We start from the raw sequence: 24,176 nt of genomic DNA, 5'->3' as shown, positions 1-24,176 counted from the left end.
ATGGTTTACCTGACACATTTGTGACAAAATCATTTTTCGGAAATTTTTCTTCTTATTCTACTCAATGATTGTCGTTCTATTCCAAGATGTGATGCTAAATGTGATAAACTAATGCGATTAATAATGTCTTTGTTCTGTTCAATAAAGTTTAGATATCTTTCTTCGGCATTTTCGAACAAAAAGCTTTCAACCCTGTCAGTTTGAACGGTTAATACATATTCAGCTATTAGCCTACCGTACATTTCACTTGCTTTATATTTGCGATACCCTTCTTGAATTTTATTGTAAGGTAGTTTTATGATAATAGACGGCTCAAGGCATTCAATAAAATATTTAGATGGTTTTTGCCTTATAAATGCAGGATAATCAGTTGCATATTTGTTTTCATTGATAAAACCAGTTGTTATTTTATTACCTTTTTCGTTGATGTAATATCTTCTTAACAGTCCCTTGCACACAAATCCAACTTCTTTTTGCACTTCGCCACTTTTGAATAAAAACGCTTTTTTGGCATATTTTTCTATGGTCAAAGATGAGTTTAAGAAGGCCAATTCCTCCGAGTTTAAATCAGGAAATAATTTTAGATAGGATTCAATATATTTTGCAAACTCTTCTTGCATTTAATTTTTTAGCTTGTTGCCAACGCCGCGCTATGTACGACCTCTGCGAAAGCAGTGTGCGAGTTGTAGCGCTGGTGGCTAATTTTAAGGAAATATAGGAAAATCGCATGATTGTTCTTTGGGAACCTGTCTTTTTTTGGTCACCTTGTCCCAAATAACAGGCCATCAAGAAGGCCATATAGAGGCCGTATCTTTTGGATTTTGTGGTATTGGGAATAAAATTTGCCGTGCCACCGAGCGCAGCGACCGATGAACACTTTTAAAAACAATAAAAATCAATGAATAATTTGACATCATCGGTTCGGCTAAGCGTAGTGGGGAGGAAAGGAAACTTTTCGTTTCCGTCTGCGTACGAAGCTAAAGCTTTTGGTTTTGTTTTTTCTTTTTTTGTGTCAAAGCGAAATCCTAAAGATTTTGCGGTCTTCATAAAAATATACAAACCTTTCGATTAAGCCCGAAGCCCGTATTGTTTATAGGTTTTGTTGTAACTAGTTTTTAATTCACGATTTCATTTATATGACAATCAATTTTTCCATTAATCTCATTATATACACCATAAGCCGCTCCAAAAACATCTTCTCTTTTTAAATAATATCTAATAAAAAAGTTTCCAGCATTTACGAAAAGATTTGTTTTTAAATATTTCGAAAATTCCGCCAATTCGTTTTTACTTATTTTGTTGGACAATAGTACTTCTAAATCGCCTCTTTTGATGATTTCGGCATAGCTTTTTTTAACTATTTCGAAATTTACCACTTGTTTTTGAGTGATGTTTTTTGGGATTTGTGTCAGATATTTAGGTTCATCTAAATAGGGGTCTGTAACGCTCTCTTTTTTTAGTTTGTAACTTTTGTCTACTTGTACGATCTGATAGTATTTAACTCCTCTGCCTTTAAGCTTTTTCATGATACTATCTTTGAACTTATCTTCCATTCTTAGCCCAAAATAGATAGCTTTTAATGCCTTGTAGTCGTAATAGTATTTACCTGAAAAGTTTGTGACAACCCTATATTCTTCTTCATAATTCCAACGAAGAGATTTATAACTCGCTAATTTTTCAATGAGACTTTCATTGTTGCCTGGAATGTCAGCGAAATTTATTTCTGGAGGCTTTTTAGAATACTTAACAGGAAAGGAGAAGAGTTTACTACCGGAATAATTGCTTAAAAGGTCGTTTAATTCATACTCAATACAAAAGCCTTTATGTCCATTCCCATAATGCGCCCACAATATTTCGTCAAGATAGTTGCCAGCCAATGAATAAATTCCAGCCTTTTTTAATGTTTTCAAAAGGTTCATTAATGCACCTTCTACTTTGGCAAGCGCATTTTTTCTTTTTGAATTAAGAAAAAAGCCAATTGATTTTGATTGTGTATTAAATTTATCGGATTTGACTATTGTTTCCCAAGGGTCGTTTAACTTATCAATAGATGAACTCCAAAAAGAATTTTGTTCTAGAGATTCAATGTCTCTTTCTAATATTTTATCTGAACCACCTCGATATTTATAAACTAGCAATTAGGTTTATTTAAATTAGTTACAATCGCCCGAGCTATGAGTAGTGCGGGAGCAGACCTTCACTTGCCTTTTCTCCTCACACCAAGCAAAAGCTTTGTGTTTTCTTTTTATTTATTATTTCCAAAGCAAAATCGGAAAGATTTTGCGACTTCATAAATATAGACAAAACCTGGAATTGAACACCAGGCCCCGCATTACTTCATAGGTTATGTTGTGGTTAGTTTTTATTTTCAATCCCGTTCAGTTTCTTAATAAATAAAATTGACAGAGCAATTAAAATCAACCACCTTGAAAAGTATATTCCCGAAGTCATCCATCCGTAAACTTGAAGGAAATCAGAAGAGTTAATGTTTTCCATTCTAGTTGAATGTTCTGTGTAAAGTCCAGATAATTTATGCGTTATTGGATTTAAGGTCAACGCAATTAGAGCAAGTATTATAAATATTCTTTTTGGGAATTTAGTCAGATAAATCCCTGATGAACTTGAGTTCAGTTTGAGTTTTTTAAAAACCAAAAATGTGGTCAGAACATATAAAATTAGAGTAATAATCGGCATCGAGTATTTCATAATTCCATAAGAAAGTCCTAATTCCGATTTCACAAAATATATTAGGTAGGTTATGAAAAATAGGATTGAGTCTATTCCGCTAATGAATATAAATCCGAAGATTATCCACAATATTAATAAGACATTTTCTTTATTCATTAGGTTTTTAACAAATTAACCACAACGCCGCGCTATGTACGACCTCTGCGAAAGCAGTGTGCGAGTTGTAGCGCTGGTGGCTAATTTTAAGGAAATATAGCAAAATCGCATGACTGTTGTTTGGGAATCTGTCATTTTTTGGTCACCGTGTCCCAAATAACAGGCCTCAAGAAGGCCACATAGTGGCCGTATCTTTTGGATTTTGTGGTATTGGGAATAAAATTTGCCGTGCCACCGAGCGCAGCGACCGATGAACACTTTTAAAAACAATAAAAATCAATGAATTATACACTTCTTAAGTTTGATTCTGATTAAGGAAGAATTTGTTTGTTTTTTACCTCAGTTCTTTGTTGGCAGTAGTTTTTATATTATAGTTCCAACAAGTCTTTGTTCAATTCCCTTTTCAGTAAAGACCCAAACAATTTCATATGCTCCAGCACCATCGCTATTCCATTGATGAACAAAATAAGTTTGACCAATTTTGTAAATATTAAAATTATTATCACATTCGTAAATGTCGCTTATCAAAATTTCTGGAACAGTTATAGAATTCTCTTTAATTTTTATTTCAAGTTCTTTGACTTCAATTTTAGGTTTTCCACCATCTGTACCCCAAGGATGTAATCCTTCTATTGAAACTATATAGTCGTTTTGGTAATCTATAATTTTATTTTTTTCATTGAACGGTTGGGTCTTATAATAAAACTCAAGTTCTGTTCCTTTATATTCTTTTATTGTATTGAGAGGTTTAATTCTGCTCTTGTGAACATAACCTATCAGATTATCCAAGGAACCACATTCAATTGAATACTTATTTTTAGTGATTTCTACCATTATCCAATCAACATTATCTGAATAAAAATCTTCTTCTCCAAACCAAAAAACCTGATTTGTTTTTAGGTTATAAATAATTTCAGAGTTCTGTTGAGGCTTTAGTCGAACGTTTGTAAATCCATCTTTATCATTAATAATTGCAACTTGTCCAAACAAATTTAGAGAGGTTGTAAAAAATAAAATTCCTATTAAATATTTCATTGCTTTAATTACTGCCAACGCCGCGCTATGTACGGCCTCTGCGAAAGCAGTGTGCGAGTTGTAGCGCTGGTGGCTAATTTTAAGGAAATATAGCAAAATCGCATGATTGTTCTTTGGGAATCTGTCTTTTTTTGGTCACCTTGTCCCAAATAACAGGCCATCAAGAAGGCCACATAGAGGCCTTATCTTTTGGATTTTGTGGTATTGGGAATAAAATTTGCCGTGCCACCGAGCGCAGCGACCGATGAACACTTTTAAAAACAATAAAAATCAATGAATTATACACTTCTTAAGTTTGATTCTAATCAAGAAAGAATTTGGTTGTTTTTTACCTCAGTTCTTTGTTGTGGTTTCGTTATTTTTTATTTAACTCATTTTTAATTTCACTTTTTAGTTCAACCATTGTATTAATTAATTTCGTTAATCTATTAGAGGATCCTTTATCAGTTTCTAATTTTAAGTTCAGAAGATTGGTTAATTCCAAATTATCAATTAGATGCTCTTTTTGGGTTAATTCAACAGTATTATTTTTTTCCGAAAACTTTAAGTTTTTCATAGTATATGGTGATATGAGATTATGAAATGAATCAACCATATAAGTTTGATAAACATCGAGAAACGTTAATTGGGATTTAAAGTCTTGTAGTAGTTTTAATAGTTTTTTATTTTTTATTATTTCAGGATTTGTTTTTTCTATAAATCCTAAAGCAACTGGGAAGTCATATTTTAATCGAGCCAACCTAGTAAGTCCTTTGAGGTTAAAATTTAATTCATTTATTGAGTCGTAATTATTGTTATCTAATAGGTTCAAAGATTTTTGAATATAGACTATTGTTGAGTCATTTCTTGCATATTGATATTCAACAATAGGACTCACAAATTCAATTTCGTCTACTATGCTTTTATAAGAGTCAACTAATTTATTTTTTTCTTGATTCTCATTATTCCAATTATTTATGGAAAGTGCAATTAAAATTCCAATAACAACAAGTATAATTTCTCCAATTGCATAAATAAGATATTTACTGAACTTGTTTTCAGAGAGCAGATTTTGCCTAATTTTTCTAAAGAATTTTATCATTGGTTAGCGGTTTCTGAAAAAGAAGCATAAACGGTGTTGTACTTTCGTTATTTTCTACTTTCTTTTTTGTCAATATTTTTTGATGATTTTTTCAAAAGAATTTTATCATTCTGTTTCTTTAATAATATCATCAATAATTATTACTAATTCTTCAAGATTATCGCCAGCCGATTTTACCCTATACAAATAATCATCCATAATGTTCTCAAACTGTATATCTTCAAAAATATATAGCTTATCAATTGTCAATAACGTTTTATTCTTCCATTCTAATTTGCCATACAGATCAATGTCTTTCATAGAATAATGTTCTGAAAGATATGGAACTAATTCGTTATCAATTTTTAATTCAATTCGATTAAAACTAACATCCGTTTTTTTAAGGTTTCTTGTCCACTTATAAAGCAGATTTTTTAAATCATCATTTTGCAGTAATTGTAATTTACCTGATTGTAATAAGTCAGAAATTGTATTTTCTGAAGGTCTAAATGAACCAGTTTCTAACATTACATACATCAAACTGTCTAAATTATGTTGTTGGATATATTCTCTGTTCTGCCCGACAAGATTGAGTAATGTAATGGAAGCTTTGCAACCTTGATTGTTTTCTTCAAGTCCTAATTTTAAAGCATTCTTATTTTCTAAAAATTCAGTATGTATGTTTTTTAGAATAACCTTTTCTTCATTTTGCAACTGTCTTTCTTGATTCCAATTATTAATTGATAAGGCAATTAAAATCCCTATGACAACAAGAATTATTTCTCCAACGGCATAAGTCAGATATTTCCCGAATTTGTTTTCAGTCAGCATTTTTTGACGAATTTTTCTAAAGAATTTTATCATTTGTTAGTGGTTGGTTATAATGAAGCACAACGCCGCGCTATGTACGACATCTGCGAAAGCAGTGTGCGGGTTGGAGCGCTGGTGGCTAATTTTAAGGAAATATAGCAAAATCGCATGACTGTTGTTTGGGAGCCTGTCTTTTTTTGGTCACCGTGTCCCAAATAACAGGCCTTAAGAAGGCCACATAGTGGCCGTATCTTTTGGATTTTGCGGTATTGGGAATAAAATTGGTCGTGCCACCGAACGCAGCGACCGATGAATACTTTTAAAAACAATAAAAACACTTCCTAAGTTTGATTCTGATCAAGAAAGAATTTATTTGTTTTTTACCTCTGTTCTTTGTTGTAGCCAGTTATTTCTATATTTTTTCTTTAATAAATAAAAACCAGCCCAAAGAAATATGATACTAATTATCATACCTCTAATTCCTAACTGTTGATGTAAATGATTTTCAGTTAAAGGCTTTATGAAATAGTTCATTGCTCCTATAATTATTCTTAATACAGACCAAATAATTAACGAAATTGCCCAAAATTTAATGCTGAATATTAATAGTTTAATTTTTTTTCTTGAAATTAAGAACACGCCCAAAACAAACAGAGAAAGGATAATTGGAAGATAACCACTAATTGACAAATACATAATGCCCTTTCCGATAAATGCAAGAATCGAAAGTGAAAGAACAAAAAAGTAGGTGTTCATTTTTCTATTCATTTTCATTGTTCTTAGAGACTAGTGTTTTAATTACTTCATAAATAAGATTTGTAGTAGATTCTACGTATTCAAAATTTATAGTATTAAACTTATCATTTGGTGTATCCTTGAACGGACTTGTGTCTTTATTGACATATTCTTCCGTAATCCCAACAGCATTAATTCCCATATCTCTGAAGGATTGATGGTCGGTTGAGTTTACTCTAGTTGTATGAACAGGAATGCCTAATTTAATTCCCTGTTCTTTATAAATTTCTTCTAGTTCAATGGTCGGTAACTCTAATTCTATTGCCCTATCCTCATCTTTATCCCAACCAATTTGGTCAAAAGTATGTGCCGAAAGAATTTCAAGCTTTTGTTTCTGAATATATCTTGCAAATGCCTTACTACCTATAAGCTCCTCTTCTTCTTGGTCAAAGAATACGATTAAAACATTTGCTTCTCTGGTCGAGATTTCAGAAAGTCTTTTGGTAACTCCATATAATAATGCAATTGCTGAAGCATTATCATTTGCTCCTGGACAATCTCTTGCTGTATCGTAATGAGCACCTAAAATTATATATTGATTGGTGCTTTTACTGGCTGGTAAAACACCATAAATATTCGTTCCTTTAAATGGACCTATCAGGATATCGACGAATGAATTAACGTTTTTTTGTCTATAATTTTGTTCAATTGGTTTAAGAGATAGTTTTTTCAAAAGTTCAATTAGATATGCTCTTGACAATTTACGTTCTTTTAAAGTTGCCCTTGCGTTTAATTCTATACCTTTTGGTTGAATTGGTTGGTTTCCTGAAAGTGATGAAACTATTTCAATTTGAGCTTCATTTATGTCTTGCGGAAAATTATCTATAACAACTTTTTCTTCCTCACTATTTGAGCAAGAAGTAAAAACAAAAATCATTATTATAATTAGCTGCAGTTTCATTTTTTTAATTGGCTACAACGCCGCGCAATGTACTACATCTGCAAAAGCAGTGCAACAAAAGTACGCCGCAGGCGTACTCGAAGGTCTAGTATAACCGTCAGTTACGGGTTTATATGCGTTAATTTACGGTTTGGCACAGACTTTAGCAATTCCGAGTGGATTCTAGCCTGTGCTGAGCGCAGTCGAAGCATAGTCGAATCTGCCGTAATTGTGTTGGCAATAGTTATTTTTCATATTTCTACACAAGTTCAATCTAATTCAGTTTCCAAATCTTGTCATTGTTACAAAAACCAGTACCAATGTCAATATTCCAATTATTGTGGTAAATCGTCCTACTTTTTTTGATTTAGTCCAACCCGATAATGCAATCATAGCGGATAGTGAAAAAAGTCCAATCATAAATGTTGTCATTCCGACTATTCTGGCAATTGCAAAGTCATTCAAAGAAACATTTTTAATATATCCTCCTGGTGTAGTTGTCATAACAATATTCACCATTGCAAATACACTCACGAGAAAACATCCCGCTGATAAAGTAGCTGATTTAAGAATTCGATTAGTCAGTTTATCATTTTTATCAGAAACCAGTAAATTCGCAACTACTGTAATTGAAAATCCGCTCAATAATGAAGTAATGAGTAAAGTCTGTTTTCCTAATTCATTCCAATATTCTAAAGTAATTTCCATTTAAATTTTGTTCATTTTAATTATTGCCAGGGATGCCCTATGATGAGAATTATGTGTCTGGATTAACTTAAAAGAACTTGTTTTTAACTCAGTTCTTCTTAAGTTTGATTCTGATCAAGAAAGAATTTGTTTGTTTTTCACCTCAGTTCTTTGTTGTGCCACGTTATTTTTATAAATAATCAATTTTTATAATCATTTCTGGACTAATAATTTTGCCATTGTTACTAAAGTTAGCATTAGACCTCCAATCCATTTTTTCATTATTTATTTTATTATAAAGGTAATTAATAACGTATAATAGTCTTTGTTGATGAAATTCAGTTTCTGTTTTGAATTTAATTATACATTCAACTGTTGAATTTTGGAATTCCCGAAATATTAAATCATATTTTTCGGGATATTTAAAATGTATAATATCTTCAATTAATTCAGGACTTTTCAAATAATCGTGTATTCCATCAACTTTCTCAAAAGCAAAATCACGTATTAAAAAAGCCCAAGGACCTTGATTTGTTTTAGAATTTAATTTATTTTGAATTACAGAACATCCTAACAATGAATTATTATTTATTGGAATTTCTATTTTTTTTATTATCTCATTTATTAAAATTTCTATTTTATTTATTGCTAATGATAAGGGTAAAATTCCCTCTTTAAATTCAGAGCCTTTCAAAACTCTTGTGTTATGAAACCAGTAAGCTTTGATGATTTTAGATTCATCTATTTTAAATTCATTAATAAATTCATCGAAAAGATATTCGTCAGCGTGTTTTTCTTGTCGGCTTTTTTCCCATATTTCGTTTATATCTATTGACTCTAAAAAATTTGATATATCATTTCCAGAAGTTGAGAAAATCGAATTTAAGGATGTTAGTATAGATTCGTAATTTTCACAATCTAAAATCGAAATTTCTGTCATTAGTGTAGATTTTTTCTAATGTGGCACAACGGTTAGGCTAAGCGTAGTGCGGAGGCAAGGAAACATTTTCGTTTCCGTCTGCACACGAAGCTAAAGCTTATTGTTTAGTTTTATTTTTTCTTGTCCAAAGCTAAATCCATAAGATTTAGCGACATCATAAATATACACAGACCTTTCGGTTTTGACCTAAAGTCCGTATTACGTTTAGGTATTGTTAGGCACTGTTATTTTTCGCAACAGTGGCCATATTTATACCTAGTTTACATAATTCTAAAGTTTCTTCTAGGTCGATAGCCTTTTTTAATCTGAAAAGACACTTTTTACCGGAAAATTCCATTTCAACATTTTTTAATTCGGCAATTGAGTTTATTAATTGTCCATTCATCGCCGTTAAGAATTTTTTCTTGTCCGATGTCAACAAATGGTAATTACGGTTAAATTTATCAAATCCTTTTATATCCAATTCATTAGAAGAAAAGAACTCGCTTATTTTGTCCCCTATTGTTTCAGGGCGCAAAAAAGCTCTTCCAAAATCGCTATCGATTTTTAAGTGTCCAAATAGATATTTATGAGAGTTGGTTCTGATAGTCCCTCCGTAAGAGTGAGCCTCTAGATGCGAGGTATTGTATTCAATCAAACAAAGTGTAAATTGATTATTGTCTTTTCGAATGTTAAAAGATTGAAGAAGTTTCAAAGATTTTTGTCCATTAAATGTCTCGAAACCTGATAGATTTGGTTTTGACGCTTTCGAAACTTTATAATCAAAGGAAACCCTATCGAATATCTTTTTAAGATAGTTCCAATCCGCTTTTTCTTCTCGAGAAAGACTTTGATAATTTTTCGGGAAAATAAAAGCCATTTGGGAGGATTTTTATAATAGTGCCTAACGCCTCACTATTTACGACATCTGCGAAAGCAGTGTGCGAGTTGTAGCGCTGGCGGCGAATTTTAAGGAAATATAGCAAAATCGCATGACTGTTGTTTGGGAACTTGTCTTTTTTTGGTCACCGTGTCCCAAATAACAGGCCTCAAGAAGGCCACTTAGTGGGCGTATCTTATGGATTTTGCGGTATTGGGAATAAAATTTGCCAGGGATGCCCTATGATGAGAATTATGTGTCTGGATTAACTTAAAAGAACTTGTTTTTTAACCCAGTTCTTCTTAAGTTTAATTCTCACTAAATTGTTGTACACTTTTATTAGCTAGTTGCTAAGTTTTTTTTGATAGCGTAACTTAAAATTTTTTGGATTATGAGTAAGTGCTAGAAATTCGTTCAAAAGAGCATTATATTCTTTTAATTTTCCTTTGCTTTTCATCCAATCTTTTGGCGTATCCATTCCTCTAAAATTATCTGTGTTTGCGTAGAACCAAACCAATGTTATTTTACCGTATGCTCCAATGGATCCTCTACTAGTTTCCAGTGGGAAAGGATATTTGGATTCTATAAGTAATTCCGAAAATTCCCTTAAGACTTTGTCAATTTTGTTTACTGATTGAGAACTGATTTCATATTCAATCATTTCGGCAAAAGGAAACTCAGAAACTGACATTTCTGCAACAGTACTCCAAGGCAATATCATTTCTTTTGTATAGTTGAACCTGATATTTACATCAAGTTTTGATAGATTACTGATATTTTCGTCAAATATTTTCCCAGAATTGGCCTTTATAAAAACTTTTCGATAATCATGTATTGTTAAAATGCTATTTAAGTCATCACTAAAATTAACTATCAAATATTCATCTTTCTCAGATTTATAAGTTAACCAATCATATTCATAATCAATTTTGAATTCTTTGGCTCTATCTGCAATAGTTTGTAGATGTTTTTCAAAAGAGATAATATCCTTTTCATTTACATTAATTAAAGTTAATTGAGTGTAAATCTCAATATCCTCTTGAGTGATTGAAGATTGCCCAAATCCTAAGTGTGTAATTAAGAATATTAATATAAAGTTTTTCATTCCTAATAATTGTGTACAATGCCGCGCTATGTACGACATCTGCGAAAGCAGTGTGCGAGTTGGAGCGCTGGCGGCGAATTTTAAGGAAATATAGCAAAATCGCATGACTGTTATTTGGGAATTTGTCATTTTTTGGTCACCGTGTCCCAAATAACAGGCCTCAAGAAGGCCACTTAGTGGGCGTATCTTATGGATTTTGCGGTATTGGGAATAAAATTTGCCAGAGATGCCCTATGATGAGAATTATATGTCTGGATTAACTTAAAAGAACTTGTTTTTAACTCAGTTCTTCTTAAGTTTGATTCTGATTAAGGAAGAATTTGTTTGTTTTTCACCTCAGTTCTTTGTTGGCATTTTCGTTTTATTCCGTAATGTCTAATTTTTTAAACCCTTTTATAATCAGCCAAATAATAAGAGTAACCATAAAAATTCCATTCTGTCCAAAAAGTATAAAAGATACTTCTATTTCAGCCATTTGCAAAGCTCCACCAAAAAAAACAACTACTGATGCTAAAATCCCCCAAATCGCAAGCCATTTTGGTGTAATACGACTTTTAAAGAAAAAATAGAATAAAACAGAATTACCAATGCTAAATAATATTAGCGTTAAAAAATGTGTCCAATAGTAACTATCATAAAGCATTTTTGCAATAGTTGTATAATTTTGAGAAACTGAGGTTCCATTGTTTATTACAAAATCAGTACATACCGATAATAGTCCAATATGTAAAATATTACTAACAGCAATAATTAAAAAGTTGATAATTGCAATTCCAAAGTATGCTAAAGCTAATCTTCCGTTATATTGTCTTATAAAGGGAAATAGAAATATAGCGACTCCAATGATAACGGCACTACTAGCCATATCCAAGTAAATTGCTAGTTTCATTTGATTAATATTTTCAAATGCAAAAGAGAGGAAAGTTGTGTTGTCGAATTCCGCACCTGTCAGTCCTCTGAAGGAGATGCCAATTACTCCTAAAATCATGTTTACTAAAAAGAGAAAGCCTAATATTCTTCCAGAATTTTTTTTTGGTTGCATTTTGATTTGTTATTTTGATTGATGCACAAACCTAAAATCTAAATCGGATAAACTACTTCACAAATGTCAAGAAATTATTTTTTATTTACTCAAATTACTTCGAATACGACTCAAACTGCCTGGGTTTATTCCTAAATAAGAAGCAATGTAGTTTAGAGGTACGTTTTGAATGATAGAGGGAAAGTTTTTTCGCAATTTTATATATCGTTGTTCGGCTGAAAGCGTGGTGTGGTCTATGGAACGTTGCTTGTTTTTTTCTAACTGTTGTTGTAAGATTTGGACAGTGTACTCCATTTGAGTTATACCTAGTTTTGCAGTAATATCTACATCATTTCGTTTAATTCGGAGTAATTCACAATCGGTTATGCAATGTAAGTTCTCATTTGATGGTGTTTTATTCATAAAATGGTCATAAGAAGTGAAGAATCTAGGGCCATCGTTGATATCGGTAGTTATCTCATTGCCTTGCTCATCTATATAAAAATTGCGGATGTAACCTGAAACAATGAAGTTATGATATTCAGGTACTCTTCCTGCAGGTTCAATTATAGTATTTTTTGTAAAAAGGAACGGTTTAAAATACTTACGACAAATTTCTTGATCGTCTAAAGGAATATCTACAAGTAATCTGATGTAATTAAAAAGTGTTTGAAAATTAGTGTCCATTTTTTAAAAATATAGGTATTGAAAAGTAGGTTAGTGTTACAGTTTTATATTGCACTTAATTAAATGTGTAATGCTTTTTTAAATGAATGCCAACGTGTTTGTATAAGATTAGTAGCGTTGTTTAAGCAACTAATTTAGCAAATACAAACCGATAAGAAAATCCGCGAGGACTTTCGTAAGTAGGCTCTAACTAGGGCTTTTCATAGGAGCCGTTGTTGGCAACTGGCTTTATAATTTTTTATCAATAGAAATCCCTTTTAGAATCATTTCCATTCCCCAATTTAACAACTCTTTAGATTGCTGATTATTTAATCCACAAACGTCTTTGGTCACTATCAAAGGTTCTATACCCATAAGAACAGTTAAAAGATTTGATAATTTGTTTTTCTCCTTTTGGTTAAGACTCGAGTCGCTGAGGGCTAGTTGTAGTGTTTCGTTTCTCCTCGCTCCACGCTTATTATCGGCGTTATTGGGTTTTATTACAACGCTCAAATATTTTCTAAAAGCATTTTCGTTATCTATTGTGAAAGTATTATAATAGTCTTGTATTCCAAACATTCTTTCATCTATTTCGAGGTGGCGCAAGGTTTTGTTAATAGTTTCAGAATCTTTCGGTATATCTAAGGCTGCTTCACTTGTTAATATATCTACATTTGAGTAGTATCTATAAATTGTGGCACGGGATATTTTAGCTTTTTTTGCCACATCTTCCAGAGTGAATTCCTTTCCTTTATTAATGAAATATTTTGCGCTGGCAATTATTTCTTTCCTTGTTTCTAACTTTTGATTTGCTCTACCTGAGCTAAGATATTCATCATTCATAAGACAAATATCTTATAAATATTGTAAAATTAAAAATCTTGGCTTATATTTGTAAGACAAATGTCTCATAAAATGAAAAACGCGACAACAAAATGGATACTAGGTCATAAGGTTACACCCTATGATACTTCAGCAGATTACGATTTAATGATGGGTGAGAGTCCACCAAGAACGCAAGGACCTCCGCCGCATCTGCATTATTCTTATAAGGAAGTATTCTTAATAGTAGAAGGTGAAATGGAATTTATGGTCGATGGTGAAAAAAAGATTTTGAAAGCAGGAGATTCAATCGATATTATGCCAAAAACACTACATACGTTTGGAAATAACAGCGATAAACCTTGTAAATGGGTTAATATTCACAGTCCAAAAGGGTTTAGGAAGTTCTTTGAAAATTTAGGGATTCCAATAACTGAGAATAATGCCTTAGAACTTTCTATTGCCCCAGAGGTTATTCAGCAAGTTATACAAACGGCCGAAGATTTTGACATGTATATTAAGGCATAATATACGATTTCAGCTTGTTGCCAACGTCTCGTATAAAGGGCGTAGCCGACGAATGGAGGCTATGAACCTTTTATGCATTGTTCTAGACAGTAATATTTAAGTATTATTCTTAATCCAATTTACTACCATATCCCAATCGTAAAAGTTGTGCCCATTTTCATTAAGGACAAATTCGAAATTATCTTTCCCTGATAATTTATCAATGATAGCTTTGGCGTGGGAGATATTTACTACACTATCATTTTTGCCGTGTATAAGTAAAATAGAATTAGGATAATCTTTAATAAAGAATATTGGAGAACTTTTAATCATTTTTTTTCGGATGTTGTCAATTGATTTTGACCTGCTCAAGAACTGGTATTTATATTGCTTACCATATCTATTGAATGCCTTTTCAGAGTAGAAATTGGTTGGTCCAGAAATAGACACGACACTGCTTATAGTTGAGTCTCTTGATCCCATTAGTAAGGCAACTGTTCCACCTCTACTAATTCCAACTATACATATTCTATTTTCATCTATATTATCAATATTATTTTTTGTGAGGTTTAAGAAATTTAGAGCATCATCTGTTGCTCCATCAAATGCATCTCCAAAGAATCCGTCAGAGCAAAACCTTCTATTATTCGTTATTAAGGCTTGTCCTCTGAATGAAGGAATTAGGATAAAGTAATCTTCTGACTGAGATATTATCTTATTTACTGTACTGTTATATATATTAACACTCGGTTTGACCTGATTCAAACCTTCCGCCCATAATATCAACGGATATTTCTTGTGTGTATCATAGTTTTTTGGATATACGACAGCTCCATAGTGTTTTTGTCCATTTGAATATTGATTAATAATATTAATGGGTCTGTTAGTTATATAATTGAATTGAGTTTCTATTACAAAACTGTCTATTTGATTTCCAGCTAATTTCCACTCCTGTTTAATGTTATTTAGTAACCTTGAATCTACTTTTTTATAAAGTGTTCCTTTATCAATGCCATCATTCAAATTGACATTTGAATATGATATACGCTTCTCACATTCACATCGGTTGTATTGATAATAAATTATAAGGAATATAATTATTCCTCCTACGATTAGTATAGATTTCTTGGTCGTAGCATCCATTTTGTCTTTTTTATTGTCGAGAACGGTTGGGCTATGAGTAATTGCGTGGTTTAGCACTAAACTTTGCAAGTACACACCAAGTTAGAAATTCCGCAGGAATTTCCAAAGTAGGCGAGAACAAGCAATGAATTTTAGCCATTGTTGTAAGTAGTTTTTAAAAATTCATCGAAAGTCCAATTCCGTTTCCGTTTGATATAACTTTAAATTCAGGCTTAAATTCATAAAAAGAAGTTGATTTTAATGACGAGTTATATAATTCCACAGCTTGTTTTCCATTTTTATTTGCGCCTGATGTCAAAGGAATTGATATTGCAATAAGACCAGCTCCAACTCCTGCCAAAGTCCAATTTGCGTCTCCACCACCTATAGTAGTTCCAATCGGCCAACCAACTAAAAATCCACCAGCACCTCCAATAATTGAAGCTATGGTGTTATTCGATTGAGCTTTTTTAATTAAATCAAAAGCTTGCTGATTTGACTCCATTGTTTTTACCAAATCTTTCATTTTCATTAGTTTTCCGTTTTGGGTGTATTTGTATCCGCCAAATACTTTTTCCATTTCAATTTGTTGAGCATTGCAAAAAGTCAAAGTTGCTAAAGTAAAAGTTAGGGTCAAAATTGTGTTTTTCATTTTCTAAAGTTTTTGTTGGTTTAAATTACGTACAACGCTCCGCTAAACGTAGTGAGGTTCTGGCTTTTAAAAATAGTGAATTTATTCACTTGTTTTTAAGGGACAATTGAACCTTACCTTCCGAGTGGAGCGAATAAATGAATTCCTTTAAAAAAACAATAGAATTGATATGAGTAATTTTACAAAACGCCGCGCTATGTACGACATCTGCGAAAGCAGTGTGCGGGTTGGAGCGTTGGTGGCTAATTTTAAGGAAATATAGCAAAATCGCATGACTGTTGTTTGGGAACCTGTCTTTTTTTGGTCACCGTGTCCCAAATAACAGGCCTCAAGAAGGCCACATAGTGGCCGTATCTTATGGATTTTGCGGTATTGGGAATAAAATTTGCCGACCAGATTGTATATAGCGTCCTGATGTGTCGAGTAGATAAGCCGTTGCGGCGATCTTGGCAAAAAGGTCCCTTTTCCTACGGATTTGGCAATCTGACAGAGCGCGGCGATGATGTCGACTGGCTTTTGGTGCGTAGGCTGCGTTAGCAGTGCAACAAAAGTACGCCGCAGGCGACCGAGCGTAGCGACCGATGAATACTTTTAAAAACAATAAAAATCAATGAATAATTCGACATCATCGTTTAGTATATGAAAAGTAGGCGATTACGAAGCCTAAAACTTTCGGTTAAACACAAAGTTTGAAACGAGCTAAAAGCCTTAATTTTACTACTATTTCGCCTATTTTTTATATACATTGTTGTGCGTAGTTTTTATTTAATAATTAATCTCTTATTAATACTTCTTTCAATTTTCTCAATAGCTATGTAAGCATTGTTTCTTAATATAGCATTATCACTTTCCAATAAAGGCTTTAATTTTTTTTCAGCAAATTCTTCATCTCCAATGCTTCCAATAATTGTTGTTGCGAAATTGTTATAATCTTTCTTTTCATCTGTCATTTTATCAAATAACCAACTTATTGTTTGCTCAGAAAAATCTTTTTTCTTTATTTCTAAGTTTCTAACAATAGATAGCAACTTATATCTATTTAATTCATTTTTGTTATTTATTTTATCTAAGATTAAGGCCTTTATGTGTTTAGAACATAAGCTTAAAAACTTAGGAATAAAATAGTGCCAATAGAAAATATCTTCTTCTTCTAACTCTCCCTTTTCAACTTTCTTTTCCCAAGTCTCTAAAAGAAAAACACATGTGTCATAATTAATAAATTCAGAAATCTCATCAGATTCGTTTGAATAGTTCTCAATAATAAACCTGCTGCGTAATTCATCGTTTTTATTTACAAGTGGAATGATTTCTCTATTATAGTCGGAAATGTTTAAAAATAAGCTTTGATGAAGTGCAGAGTTATATTCTATCTTGAAATCAATTATATGTTCTAAAATTATTTTTTTTGATAATTCAGGATGCTTTTCTGAGATGATGTTTGCTAAATTTACTTTTAATGAACCTTTTTGAGTAGCCTTTATTAATTTATAAGCGCGTTCAATTACTGATTCAGATTTTAAATCTTTTAGATAACTTGAAAAGTAACTTCCTATATTATTATTGTCAAGGTTTTGAAAAGATTTCTCTATTAAATTAGGTGTTGTGATTATTTCTTTTTTATAAGGCCAACTTCTTTCTTGCAGGCTATATATAGCAGCTTTTTTTAATTCATCACTTTGGTCATCTAATAAACTGGAAAATATATCAATAATTTCAGGTGACTCATTTCCTTCTAATAACTTGACAGCAATTATCTTATCCTTAACTTCTTCTTTTTCTAATATTTTTAAAATTTTAGGTAGATAAAGCTTAGTTTCAAAATGGTTTAAAATAAATGCAATGTTGGCAATTAAAAGTTCATTGGATTCAATATCCTCAATTTTGGTAACTGAGCTTATTAAATTATCGATAACTTTATTATCATTAAATTTTATTATGGCTTTTGCATATCCACTTGGATAAGAGTTTCCTTTTTTTAATAAACAGTCTATGATTTTTGGAATACTTTCTTTATGATTTGCTTTGGCAATAGAAACAGCTACTTCAGCTCCAATTTCATCATCTTCTAAATATTCAATTATTTTTGATATATATTTTTCGTCAGATAGAATATTACTTATTAACCAGCCTAATCTCCCTTTTTTTCTTAAAGTTATTTTTGAATTGTTTAGACGCATTAATAATTGTTCTATGAGAACTTGTTTAAGAGAAGGGTTTTTAACTGTTGCAAAATCATAAATTGAATAAGCATAGAATATATCTTTCTCTACAATCTTTTCAATAACATCTTTTGCTTTTATTTCATCTAAAAGTGATACGAATAACATTATAGTTTCATCCCATCTGGAATCAACAATTTTTTCATCTAAAACGGATTTATCTTTAACGTATAACTTTTTTAAATGAAATGCTGATAAAAATTCCAGAATAGTCTGATGAACAAATCCTATTTTACCTTCACCATCAGGTAATAGAAATTTCTTTGATATTAATATATTAAATAGTTCATTTTTATTAAATCCTGATAGTTCTAATTTTTTAATAAAATGAATTGGGTCAATATTTATTTCACCTGAATTTGTTAGTTTATATCCAATACTAGAAAATAAATCTAATACATCAATATCAAAGCCATAATCCTTCTGAATACTTTCATTAATTGACATGAAGTACTTATTGATTAATAGTTTAGGTGTAATTTTACTTAAGTCAATATTTGAACTGTAGTCAAGGAATAATTTAAAAAAGAAAGGACTTGTTAAGCTATTTAAAAATTGATTTGATACAATATCTAGATTGTATTTTTTTGTTTCTAATATACTTCTTACATAATCGTGATTAAGTCTTTTTATTTCAAATACAGGGAATTCTAAAAATGAAACATAGTTTAGACTTCTAGTAGATATGTGTAACTTATTATGAGGATATTTTTCAATAAAACCTTTGAGGTCTTGCTCGAAAAATTTTGTTTCATGATATTCTTTTGGAATTTCATTAACAGCATCAATTATAATTGTGTATAAACCATTATTCAAAGTAGTTTCTTTGTCAACCGTTATTGGTAGAGCACTACTTATTAAATCAAATAAACTGCCTTTATATTCTTTACCTTGAATAAATACAGGAATTGCATGTTCAGTAAAATCATCATCGATTATTTCCTTAGATTCTGAAGCAATTTGTGAAGAAAAACATTCCAATGATGTTGATTTACCAGAACCAGGCTCGCCAAGAATAATTAGCCTATTGTGTGCTTTTAATACGTGTTGAATTGATGTACTTTTTTTTAGGACCAGTTCTTTAGATTTCGAATTTGGATTACTTATAATTCCATCCAAACTAAAAATATTTATTTTTTTTGACTGAAAACTAAATACCAATGTGTCACAGTATCTTAGCAAGGCTAATTTACTCGAATTGGATAATTTATAATCATTGCTCTCTTTTTTGACAATCAGTTTTTTATTTAATTCCTCAAGTAATACAATAAGATTACTATGTTTCTGTTTAGAATCTTTTATTGTAGAATATGAAATTAATGTTATGCCATAATTCTTGTGCCAAAATTTCTTTTCAAGCTCAGTTACGTCTGGCATAACTGCAAAGTGCTGTCTATTTCCTCCTTTATAAGTTTCAGCAATAAAGTCTTTTATTAATATGAATGTTGGGTCTGTCAAGCCAAAACCTAAATATATAATGGGTCTTTGTATTAGTAAATGTTTTAATGTATCAATTGTGGATTCCATATTATATTTTACTTTTCTATAATCCTCTTGAGTTAAAATTATAGAGTCCACATTATGCATATCACCATGAGGTTTGAAAATAAACTTAGATGAAGAATGTTTTTGAATTGAAGCTTGTTCAATTGGTTGGTCATTATTTACCCTTCTAAGCATTAATCCGTTGCGGAATTCTTGATATGCATTTTCTATTATTGAATCGTAATTTGTTGTGATAAAACAATCAGAACCTAATGATATGATTAATTCATGAATCTTATGAGGTTTAAGGTTTTTATCAAAAAATTCTTCTTTAATAAATTCAGCAAAATCTGCATCAGTTGATAATGATTTACAATAACTAGCAGCAATGAGTAAGTCTCCCTTATTAATTACGTTAAGGATTTCTTCTTTTTCTTTATCATTACAAATCCCTTTTTGTTCGAGAAATTCGGAATAACTTAGAAGTAGTTTGTACCATGATGGCGCTCCAGACCAAGTTGATATTCCAGACCCGATAAAAAGCGTACACTCATTTGATTTAATCGATTCAATTAGTGATTCTGGAAATTGGTGAGTCATATTAATATTTTAGTAAGGTCTATGTTTTGGTTAATTACGCACAACGCTTGAGCTAAGCGTAGTGCGGAGGCAAGGAAACTTTTAGTTTCCGTCTACGCACGAAGCTAAAGCTTATTGTTTAGTTTTATTTTTTCTTGTCCAAAGCTAAATCCATAAGATTTAGCGACCTTATAAATATACACAGACCTTTCGGTTTTGCCCTAAAGTCCGCATTACGTTTAGGTTTTGTTAGCAAAAGTATTTTCCGTCCGAGTAAAGTCCATCTGCGTTCAGTTTAGTGTGAATATTGACAAATCCATTTATTACTTACGGTACTTAAATCCATATATTTCTTGCAGCCTATGATTCATGTAATTGTCAGATGGAAAAACTGTCAATTGAATCTTATCGTTTTTTGATTTAATCCATTTCACGAATTCAATATAACTTTCATATTCGATTGACAAGAACTTTAAGGACAAGTTCTGTTCTGCTTCCTTAAATTTTATTTCGTTTGTAGTTGGACTTTTAGAAGCATTTATGTATTTCAATTCCATAATATCAGAATAATTGATATGTTTTACCTTATTAATAAAACGATATTTCACGACTACATGTTTGTCCTCAAACAGAATAGAAAATGCTTTTATTCTTGCATAATACATAATTAATCCAATTAGGATAAGGGTAATAGAAATCGCAAGTATTTGATAAATTAAGTTCTCTACTGCTGAAAAGATTCCAAATCCAATCGTTGCTATAATCAAGCAAGCTAAAAATGCCTCCCACACCAAATTTGTTTTCGAGCTATATTTCGGCATATCAGCTAAATGGTCATTTATTGATAATATTTTTGCCAACAAGTGAATATAGATCATATGATTTATATATCTCTTATATAAGGAACTAAGATATGAAATCTTTAAGGTTGTATTATGCGTCTAAAAAAGCTTGTGCATATTCTTATTCCCACTCGGTATGAAAAATACCTTCCATATCTGTACGCTCATAGGTATGCGAACCAAAATGGTCCCTTTGGGCCTGTATTAAATTTAGTGGCAGCTTTTCTGAGGTATAGGCATCAAAATAGGTGAGTGAATTGGACAACCCAGGAACAGGAACTCCGTTCTTAGCAGCATAGGCCACTACTTCTCTGGCAGAATCTACCGTGCTTTGTACTTTCTCCACAAATGTTGGTGCCAATAATAAGTTGGCCAGTTTTTTATCTGCTTGGTAAGCTTTAGTAATGTCTTCCAATAATTCTGCTCTAATTATACAGCCTGCCCTCCATATTTTGGCAATCACTGCTAAATCCAGCTCATACCCATATTCATTGGAGGCGTCCAAAAGTTGGTGCAATCCTTGGGCGTACGCAGAAATAAAAGAAAAATAGAGGGCCTCCTCGGCCATTTTTATCAACTCAACTTTATCCATAGCTGTGGGGGTAGGACGGCTATATAGGGAATCGGCCAAAATACGTTCCTCTTTTAGGGCAGATATTTCCCTCATACTAACAGCTATGTCAATGGTGGGTACTGGAATTCCTAAATCCATGGCATTTTGGGAAGTCCATTTTCCCGTTCCTTTTTGTTTGGCCTTGTCCAAAATTTTATCAACCAGTCTGCCATCACCTTTATCATCTTCCTGCTTAAAGATTTGTGAGGTAATTTCAACTAAAAAGGACTGTAACCTACCTTGGTTCCACGTACTAAAAACGTCATGCAGTTCGTCATTGTTCAACCCGCCTACTTTTCGTAATAAATCATAGATTTCAGAAGTAAGCTGCATCATACCATATTCAATACCATTATGCACCATTTTCACATAATTTCCAGCAGATTTTGGACCTAAATAGGCAACACAGGGTTCTCCCTTAAATTTAGCGGACACGGCCTCAAAAATGGGTTTTATACTTTGGTAGGCTTCCTTGTTCCCTCCGGGCATAATACTGGGCCCCCTACGAGCGCCTTTGGCACCCCCAGAAACTCCAGAACCAAAGAAATTAATTCCTTTTTCCTGTAAATAGGCTTCCCTACGGTCTGTATCGGTAAAGAAAGAGTTGCCACCATCTATAAGGATATCACCTTTGTCCAAAAGAGGAAGTAGACTCTCTATAACTATATCTACCACTTTCCCTGCAGGAACCAAAAGCATAATTTTTCTTGGAGTGCTCAAGGAAGAAACAAAGGTAGTGGCATCAGAAGTTGCATTCACTTTGTTGGTATCACCACCTTCTTTAATTAAAGCACTTACTTTTTCTTTGTCCAGGTCGTTACCATAGGCCGTAAAACCATTATCAGCAACATTTAAAATAAAATTACGTCCCATTACACCAAGACCAACCAATCCAAAATCATACTTTTTTTCTGCCATATCCTTAAAAATCATTTTTTATTTAACATTCTTCTTGGCAAATGAGCCACCTCTAACGAAACTAGAAATAATCACTAAATTCCAAGGTTTAAAACATCAAATTTAAACTAAAAATGGCGACTTTTGTACCTCGTTAGACAAATAAAACGTAGTTAACTTTTCTATTTAATGAGAAAAACAGACAATCAAATGTTGGTGATTTTCGGTGCCTCAGGGGATCTTACCGCCAGAAAATTGGTACCTGCCATTTTTGACCTTTTTATTGCAGGTCAGCTTCCTGAAAATTATATCGTGCTAGGCGCTAGTAGAAGTAATTTAACAGATGGGGAGTTTAGAAAAAGAGTGATTGAAGAGAGTCCATTTTTAAAGAAAAAAATAGCAAAAGTTTCTGAAGAGAAAGTCAAAGAGTTTTCAAACACTTTTTTTTATGAAGATTTAGGGGAGGATTATGATACTTCCTATGATAGACTGCAGAAAAGAATTTTAGACCTGGACAACAAGTTTGGTACGGGTGAAAACATTATTTATTACTTGTCCACTCCTCCTACCTTATATGAGGCAATTGCAAAGAATTTGGCCGATCAGGATTTAAACAACCAGACAAATGGATGGAAACGATTAATAGTTGAAAAACCATTTGGATATAGCTTGGAAACGGCCAAGGAATTAAACAAGGGACTGCAAACCTATTTTGCCGAGTCACAGATATATAGAATTGACCATTATTTAGGGAAGGAAACAGTACAGAACTTGTTGATTACCCGTTTTTCCAATAGTATTTTTGAGCCTCTTTGGAACAGAAACTACATTCACCACGTAGAAATTACCAATGCGGAAAGTGTAGGGGTGGGTAAAAGGGGAGGTTATTATGATAAATCCGGGGCGCTACGGGATATGTTCCAAAACCACTTATTGCAGATTGTCTCCCTAGTAGTTATGGAACCCCCCATTAGTGACAAACCAGATGATATACGTAATGAAAAGGTAAAGGCGTTAAAATCCTTACGTATTATGAGGGATGAGCAAGTTCTTTATGATAATACGATCAGGGCCCAATATATAGCATCTACCATTAATGGAAAAAAGGTAAAAGGGTATCGTGAAGAGGAAGGGGTAGACCCTAATTCTACAACTGAAACCTATGCCGCCATCAAATTTTTTGTGGACAACTGGAGGTGGCAAGATGTGCCATTTTATGTGCGAACGGCCAAGTGTATGCCCACTAAAGTAACGGAGGTCGTAATTTATTTTAAATCACCGCACCACCAATTGTTCCAGTCTTCCGATATGAGCAGTAAGGCGAACAAATTAATAATCCGAATTCAACCAGATGAGGGTATTTTGGTAAAGATAGGGGTTAAAGTTCCTGGCCAAGGTTTTAAAGTAGAACGTGCCAATATGGATTTCTACTATTCCAGTTTGGAGGAAACAACGGTCATGGATGCTTATGAGCGTCTACTTTTGGATGCCATGCAAGGAGATGCCACATTGTATGCAAGGGCAGATGAAGTAGAGGCTGCTTGGGAATTCGTAGATCCTATTTTGGATTACTGGAAAAATGGTAAAGATGTAAGGATGTATGGATATTCAGCCGGCGTATGGGGACCCCAAAATGCCGATAATTTAATAGAGGGAATTGGAATGTGGCGAAATCCTGAAGCTAAATTGGCGGACGAACCAGATTTTTGTGTTCTTGTTTAATACTAAAATACTAT

At 32.4% G+C, this 24,176-nt stretch carries 22 protein-coding genes; 2 read left to right on the top strand and 20 right to left on the bottom strand.

What is annotated here, in order from left to right; all coding sequences use genetic code 11:
• Nucleotides 1–29: 29 nt before the first annotated feature.
• The 15 genes from GGR42_RS12425 to GGR42_RS12355 all read right to left on the bottom strand — a co-directional run bounded on the left by GGR42_RS12425 (nt 30) and on the right by GGR42_RS12355 (nt 13,545).
• Complete coding sequence (locus GGR42_RS12425) at nt 30–620, bottom strand: Crp/Fnr family transcriptional regulator (RefSeq protein WP_167964634.1); 591 nt, start codon at nt 618–620, stop codon at nt 30–32.
• 495 nt (nt 621–1,115) lie between these two features.
• Nucleotides 1,116–2,138 (bottom strand): DUF2971 domain-containing protein, encoded by a 1,023-nt coding sequence (locus GGR42_RS12420; RefSeq protein WP_167964632.1) that lies wholly within the window; start codon nt 2,136–2,138, stop codon nt 1,116–1,118.
• Between the two features lie 217 nt (nt 2,139–2,355).
• Complete coding sequence (locus GGR42_RS12415) at nt 2,356–2,844, bottom strand: hypothetical protein (RefSeq protein ID WP_167964630.1); 489 nt, start codon at nt 2,842–2,844, stop codon at nt 2,356–2,358.
• A 363-nt stretch (nt 2,845–3,207) separates the two neighbouring features.
• Nucleotides 3,208–3,879 carry a hypothetical protein gene (locus GGR42_RS12410; RefSeq protein WP_167964628.1) on the bottom strand — a complete coding sequence of 224 codons (672 nt, stop codon included), beginning with the start codon at nt 3,877–3,879 and terminating at the stop codon, nt 3,208–3,210.
• A 355-nt stretch (nt 3,880–4,234) separates the two neighbouring features.
• The gene (locus GGR42_RS12405) at nt 4,235–4,960 is read right to left on the bottom strand and encodes a hypothetical protein (RefSeq protein ID WP_167964510.1); all 726 of its coding nucleotides are present in this window, start codon (nt 4,958–4,960) and stop codon (nt 4,235–4,237) included.
• A gap of 105 nt (nt 4,961–5,065) precedes the next feature.
• A complete protein-coding gene (locus GGR42_RS12400; protein ID WP_167964626.1) occupies nt 5,066–5,803 on the bottom strand; it encodes a DUF6090 family protein in 738 nt (245 codons plus the stop codon).
• A 315-nt stretch (nt 5,804–6,118) separates the two neighbouring features.
• Complete coding sequence (locus GGR42_RS12395) at nt 6,119–6,517, bottom strand: hypothetical protein (protein WP_167964624.1); 399 nt, start codon at nt 6,515–6,517, stop codon at nt 6,119–6,121.
• The gene (locus GGR42_RS12390) at nt 6,510–7,445 is read right to left on the bottom strand and encodes a M28 family metallopeptidase (RefSeq protein WP_167964622.1); all 936 of its coding nucleotides are present in this window, start codon (nt 7,443–7,445) and stop codon (nt 6,510–6,512) included. Before GGR42_RS12390 ends, GGR42_RS12395 begins: the two co-directional genes overlap by 8 nt.
• A 258-nt stretch (nt 7,446–7,703) precedes the next feature.
• The gene (locus GGR42_RS12385) at nt 7,704–8,132 is read right to left on the bottom strand and encodes a hypothetical protein (protein ID WP_167964620.1); all 429 of its coding nucleotides are present in this window, start codon (nt 8,130–8,132) and stop codon (nt 7,704–7,706) included.
• Nucleotides 8,133–8,301: 169 nt separating this feature from the next.
• Nucleotides 8,302–9,051 (bottom strand): hypothetical protein, encoded by a 750-nt coding sequence (locus tag GGR42_RS12380; RefSeq protein WP_167964618.1) that lies wholly within the window; start codon nt 9,049–9,051, stop codon nt 8,302–8,304.
• 214 nt (nt 9,052–9,265) lie between these two features.
• Nucleotides 9,266–9,910: a hypothetical protein gene (locus GGR42_RS12375; RefSeq protein ID WP_167964616.1), complete on the bottom strand. Its 645-nt coding sequence runs from the start codon at nt 9,908–9,910 to the stop codon at nt 9,266–9,268.
• Between the two features lie 343 nt (nt 9,911–10,253).
• The gene (locus GGR42_RS12370) at nt 10,254–11,015 is read right to left on the bottom strand and encodes a hypothetical protein (RefSeq protein WP_167964614.1); all 762 of its coding nucleotides are present in this window, start codon (nt 11,013–11,015) and stop codon (nt 10,254–10,256) included.
• 361 nt (nt 11,016–11,376) lie between these two features.
• Nucleotides 11,377–12,057 (bottom strand): DUF4386 domain-containing protein, encoded by a 681-nt coding sequence (locus GGR42_RS12365; RefSeq protein WP_167964612.1) that lies wholly within the window; start codon nt 12,055–12,057, stop codon nt 11,377–11,379.
• Between the two features lie 81 nt (nt 12,058–12,138).
• Nucleotides 12,139–12,723, bottom strand: a complete 585-nt coding sequence (locus GGR42_RS12360) for a Crp/Fnr family transcriptional regulator (protein WP_167964610.1) — start codon at nt 12,721–12,723, stop codon at nt 12,139–12,141.
• A gap of 228 nt (nt 12,724–12,951) precedes the next feature.
• The gene (locus tag GGR42_RS12355) at nt 12,952–13,545 is read right to left on the bottom strand and encodes a TetR/AcrR family transcriptional regulator (protein ID WP_167964608.1); all 594 of its coding nucleotides are present in this window, start codon (nt 13,543–13,545) and stop codon (nt 12,952–12,954) included.
• A 72-nt stretch (nt 13,546–13,617) separates the two neighbouring features.
• Between GGR42_RS12355 and GGR42_RS12350 the strand changes: the two genes are divergently transcribed.
• On the top strand, nt 13,618–14,052 hold the full coding sequence (locus GGR42_RS12350; RefSeq protein ID WP_167964606.1) for a cupin domain-containing protein: 435 nt from the start codon (nt 13,618–13,620) through the stop codon (nt 14,050–14,052).
• A 96-nt stretch (nt 14,053–14,148) separates the two neighbouring features.
• Here GGR42_RS12350 and GGR42_RS12345 read toward each other — a convergent pair whose 3' ends face one another.
• The 5 genes from GGR42_RS12345 to gndA all read right to left on the bottom strand — a co-directional run bounded on the left by GGR42_RS12345 (nt 14,149) and on the right by gndA (nt 22,461).
• Entirely contained in the window at nt 14,149–15,174 is a 1,026-nt protein-coding gene (locus GGR42_RS12345) for an alpha/beta hydrolase family protein (RefSeq protein WP_167964604.1), read from the bottom strand.
• A gap of 154 nt (nt 15,175–15,328) precedes the next feature.
• Nucleotides 15,329–15,805, bottom strand: a complete 477-nt coding sequence (locus tag GGR42_RS12340; protein WP_167964602.1) for a hypothetical protein — start codon at nt 15,803–15,805, stop codon at nt 15,329–15,331.
• A gap of 761 nt (nt 15,806–16,566) precedes the next feature.
• A complete protein-coding gene (locus GGR42_RS12335; protein ID WP_167964600.1) occupies nt 16,567–20,109 on the bottom strand; it encodes an SIR2 family NAD-dependent protein deacylase in 3,543 nt (1,180 codons plus the stop codon).
• Nucleotides 20,110–20,411: 302 nt separating this feature from the next.
• Nucleotides 20,412–20,966 carry a hypothetical protein gene (locus tag GGR42_RS12330; protein WP_209023996.1) on the bottom strand — a complete coding sequence of 185 codons (555 nt, stop codon included), beginning with the start codon at nt 20,964–20,966 and terminating at the stop codon, nt 20,412–20,414.
• Nucleotides 20,967–21,051: 85 nt separating this feature from the next.
• Entirely contained in the window at nt 21,052–22,461 is a 1,410-nt protein-coding gene (gene gndA, locus GGR42_RS12325; RefSeq protein ID WP_167966364.1) for an NADP-dependent phosphogluconate dehydrogenase, read from the bottom strand.
• A gap of 168 nt (nt 22,462–22,629) precedes the next feature.
• On the opposite strand from gndA, the gene zwf reads away from it, so the two are divergent.
• Entirely contained in the window at nt 22,630–24,162 is a 1,533-nt protein-coding gene (zwf, locus tag GGR42_RS12320; protein WP_167964596.1) for a glucose-6-phosphate dehydrogenase, read from the top strand.
• Nucleotides 24,163–24,176 lie beyond the last annotated feature (14 nt).

Origin of the sequence: Saonia flava (assembly GCF_011927795.1) — a bacterium.
GTDB lineage: Bacteria > Bacteroidota > Bacteroidia > Flavobacteriales > Flavobacteriaceae > Saonia > Saonia flava.
Note: the sequence above shows the minus strand (reverse complement) of the source record. Positions and strands in the feature narration are given on the sequence as shown.